General features: G+C 30.8%; 5 protein-coding genes. All 5 read left to right on the top strand.

Features of this window, described 5'->3' with window-relative positions:
* Window positions 1-28 precede the first annotated feature (28 nt).
* The gene (locus MAGTDC_RS03660; RefSeq protein WP_146656674.1) at window positions 29-154 is read left to right on the top strand and encodes a ribosomal protein bL36; all 126 of its coding nucleotides are present in this window, start codon (window positions 29-31) and stop codon (window positions 152-154) included.
* Between the two features lie 36 nt (window positions 155-190).
* Window positions 191-703 (top strand): HisA/HisF-related TIM barrel protein, encoded by a 513-nt coding sequence (locus tag MAGTDC_RS03665; RefSeq protein WP_192573219.1) that lies wholly within the window; start codon window positions 191-193, stop codon window positions 701-703.
* 412 nt (window positions 704-1115) lie between these two features.
* Complete coding sequence (locus tag MAGTDC_RS03670; RefSeq protein WP_146657092.1) at window positions 1116-1451, top strand: hypothetical protein; 336 nt, start codon at window positions 1116-1118, stop codon at window positions 1449-1451.
* 69 nt (window positions 1452-1520) lie between these two features.
* A complete protein-coding gene (locus tag MAGTDC_RS03675; RefSeq protein WP_192573220.1) occupies window positions 1521-2501 on the top strand; it encodes a methylenetetrahydrofolate reductase in 981 nt (326 codons plus the stop codon).
* A 589-nt stretch (window positions 2502-3090) separates the two neighbouring features.
* The gene (locus MAGTDC_RS05065) at window positions 3091-3264 is read left to right on the top strand and encodes a hypothetical protein (RefSeq protein ID WP_192573142.1); all 174 of its coding nucleotides are present in this window, start codon (window positions 3091-3093) and stop codon (window positions 3262-3264) included.
* Window positions 3265-3323: the final 59 nt, after the last annotated feature.

Genomic DNA, 3323 nt, shown 5'->3' on the forward strand with positions numbered 1-3323 from the left:
TTATTATTGTTAACATAAGTTTAATCAAATGAAATTAAAAACATCCCTAAGATCACTTATAAAAAGGAATAATTGTAATCTGTTAATAAAAAGACAAGGTAAGATGTTTGTAGTTAATAAGAGATTTCCTAAGTTTAAAGCTAGACAGAAATAGTATACTAAGTGTTTGATGTAATATTTGAGTAGTAAATTGATAAAACATCCGTGTTCGTTGAAGGTTGGAGAGTGTATGGTAGTCATTAATTCAATTCCTATTATGAATTCGGGATCTGTTATCAACTGCGTTGAAAGATTCGGAAGTCAATACATCGTTTCATCAGTTTGTTGTAAGCTAATCAATGGTACTTGGATGGTATTCAGTTATAGTGATTTAAGATCAACAGAAGTTGATGTCTTGGAACATATATGTAAATCAATTCAATATGGTGTAGATGGAATTCTATTAACTTCGATTGATAAAAATAAGAATAAACGAAAATGTTATGATATACCGTTGGTTTTAATCTATATCTCCAGTTTATTAATGTACCTGTTGGTGCCTCCGGAGGAGGAAATGAATTTGATCATGTTGTTTCATCTGATAATCAAACGAGATGTTTCAGTGGTATTCTTTGCTTCAGCGTTGCATTATGACAGATATTTTGTTTCACAATTAAAGTATCTTCTAGGAAGATGTGAATACTCGTTTGAGATGACTATTTAAACCTATGGTTTATGTGATTAAGAGAAAAATAAAACGTATGTTTAAGTACATCGTAAAAATGAACATGGTTCAGATACTTATCATTTATTACATATTTCTTACATAAAAGATTGGATAATGTTTTTGTTGGTAGAATAAGATCTTGGAAATGTTTGGAATTTGTATGAGTTAATAGGTTAGGTGAATATTAGATCTTAAATAATATCGGATCAGAACTCATAAACAACAAAGATGGGTGTTTCCGGACCGAAGTTAATACTTTTAAAAAAAGATAGGAAAGAAACAAACGGAATTATTTCTTGCTGTTAATTACGAGACTAATCGTGAGGATAGTAATGGAAGCTGTTGATCTGGTTTTCCATGTGGTTCTCCTAGCAAGGAGTATAGTTTAAATCTAAACAACATAATACGGTTGATTGGTTGTGTTAACACCGAAACATCGACACAACATCCGATGAAATGATCTAATTTATTAAGAGTAAATAAATCTAATTACATAATGAACTACTCGTTGTCAATTAACAACATCCGAAGGATCAAACACTGTAACGTTATATTTGATAGGCTTAACAGTTCGATATTAAATTTATTCATGGTGGTTGTTGGTTTTGAAACAAATGGTTATCGGTATCACAATGTGTTAAACGTATTGTTCTTCGATGTTTTACAAAATGTTATAACTTTGATTTGTAGTAGAAATATTAAATATTCGGAGGTTGTAGATGAAGTTATCAACAGAACGAGATAGAAACATGAAATCAAATGATGTAGTAATGGTGATTGATAGAGATTTGATGGTTGGTTTTACAGGATAATGATGAGATTAAGTAAAGTTCGAAACACATCAACAGCACGATTGATAAATCAAACATCTGTTAGTTTTGTTTCGGCAAACTCTATCTACGTTAAGTTCTCTGTTGAACGTTTTCCGCCAAGAAAGATATCTAATCTAAGCAAGATGTTAAAATCCGATCTGAATACAAATCAAACGAAGTTATTAGAATTTAATAGTATTACTTGTAGTTCCGATAACAAAAACAGGCTTAATTCCATTACTTTCTTGCTTGTTGTTCTCAGACGTTTATGTAATTGTTCGATTGTTTTACATAATCTTTTGATCCAGATGAGATGTATGTTGATTTCGGACTCTTCAATGTTCTATGAATTCGGCATGAACAACATGCTTTTAATCAGTGGTGATAAATATGCCACCAATAAAAGAAGAAGTGATGATGTTGGTCCATATAAAATTAGAAGACTTCTAAGAAAGAAAAATGTTTTTAATGTTGGTACAGGTTATCCTGACAACCATATTTTATGTTCGGGATCATTCCAAGACTTGTTTACCATGTTGTTAAACAGGGAAAGCGGTTGTTCCATGCATATTACTCAAATCTTTAACCATATGGATAACTTCTTAAGAAATAATCTAAGATGTTCGATATTTAAATTGGGTAGTTTATTACCAGGACTATTTATTTCATCAAAACATCCACTTGCTGTTGATATAAATTTAAAATGTGGGATATATCTGACAAGGCCGGTGAAGGAACTCTTGGAAAGCGAATATCTCGATGAAAGAGCTGCATTTTTGTTTAATATGTACAGAATCATAGAAATTATTAAAAATGATATTACATGGATACATGTTTTTACACTTAACAAAACACGAATCTTAAAAGAGATCATTTGGATGCTTAATGATTTAACTTATTATATAAGATATTGACGTTTAACAAATCGTAACGAGTGCTACGCAGTAATGAGTGATATGCATAATGCATATAAAAGAAGATAAAATATAAATTCAATATCACAACGTTTGATCTTAACAATCTAGATGATACTCTTTCAATAGTCCATTATCGATTGATTCAACAGGTTGGTAATAGTCTAAGTTCTCTAAATCGATACCAATTCTCACATGTTGCTTAATGTGTTCGACATATGTGGTAAAAAATGTTACATCAAGTGATTAATTTTAAACATTAGAAGCAAGAAAACGTTCGGACGTTGTTGTTTGTGTTTATTTAATTTATTGTACATGTAGTATATTTCATGGTATGTATGTGGTAGTATAGAATATTTATTAATTCCACTTAAAGAAACGGTCATATGCTCCGTTCCACGTATGAGTTAATAGATGGTAAAAAAATATTTAACGAGATACAATGGTCATAAGGATTTATCAATTTGGTAGTGTTAATCCTACAATTAATGTTTAATCGTTTACCATCAAAGATGTACATGATTATTTGATAGACTTATAAACATGTTATTAGTGGCTAATCTTCATCAGGATAGATCGGCTATTTCTGTGTATTTACTTGATCTATCTGTAGCCATGATGTAGATTTTCTTATGGTATAGCAATGGACAAAACCAACATGGATAAGTTCGATCAATATACTCATATGTTTAATTTATTCGGTTGTGGTATGTTGTTGGTAGTAAATCTGTTAATTATAACTCATTGTTGTCGGTTCGAACGTTTGGTACTCAAACACAACGAGGTAAGTCATATCCGTATTCGGTCTGTTAAAATAACAACAAAAAGTTAACATGTTTGTTCGGTGGCTGATTGGATCTGGATGTTTAGAGGAACAAAATCATCGGGATT

The sequence above is a fragment of the Candidatus Hodgkinia cicadicola genome, from assembly GCF_002774925.1.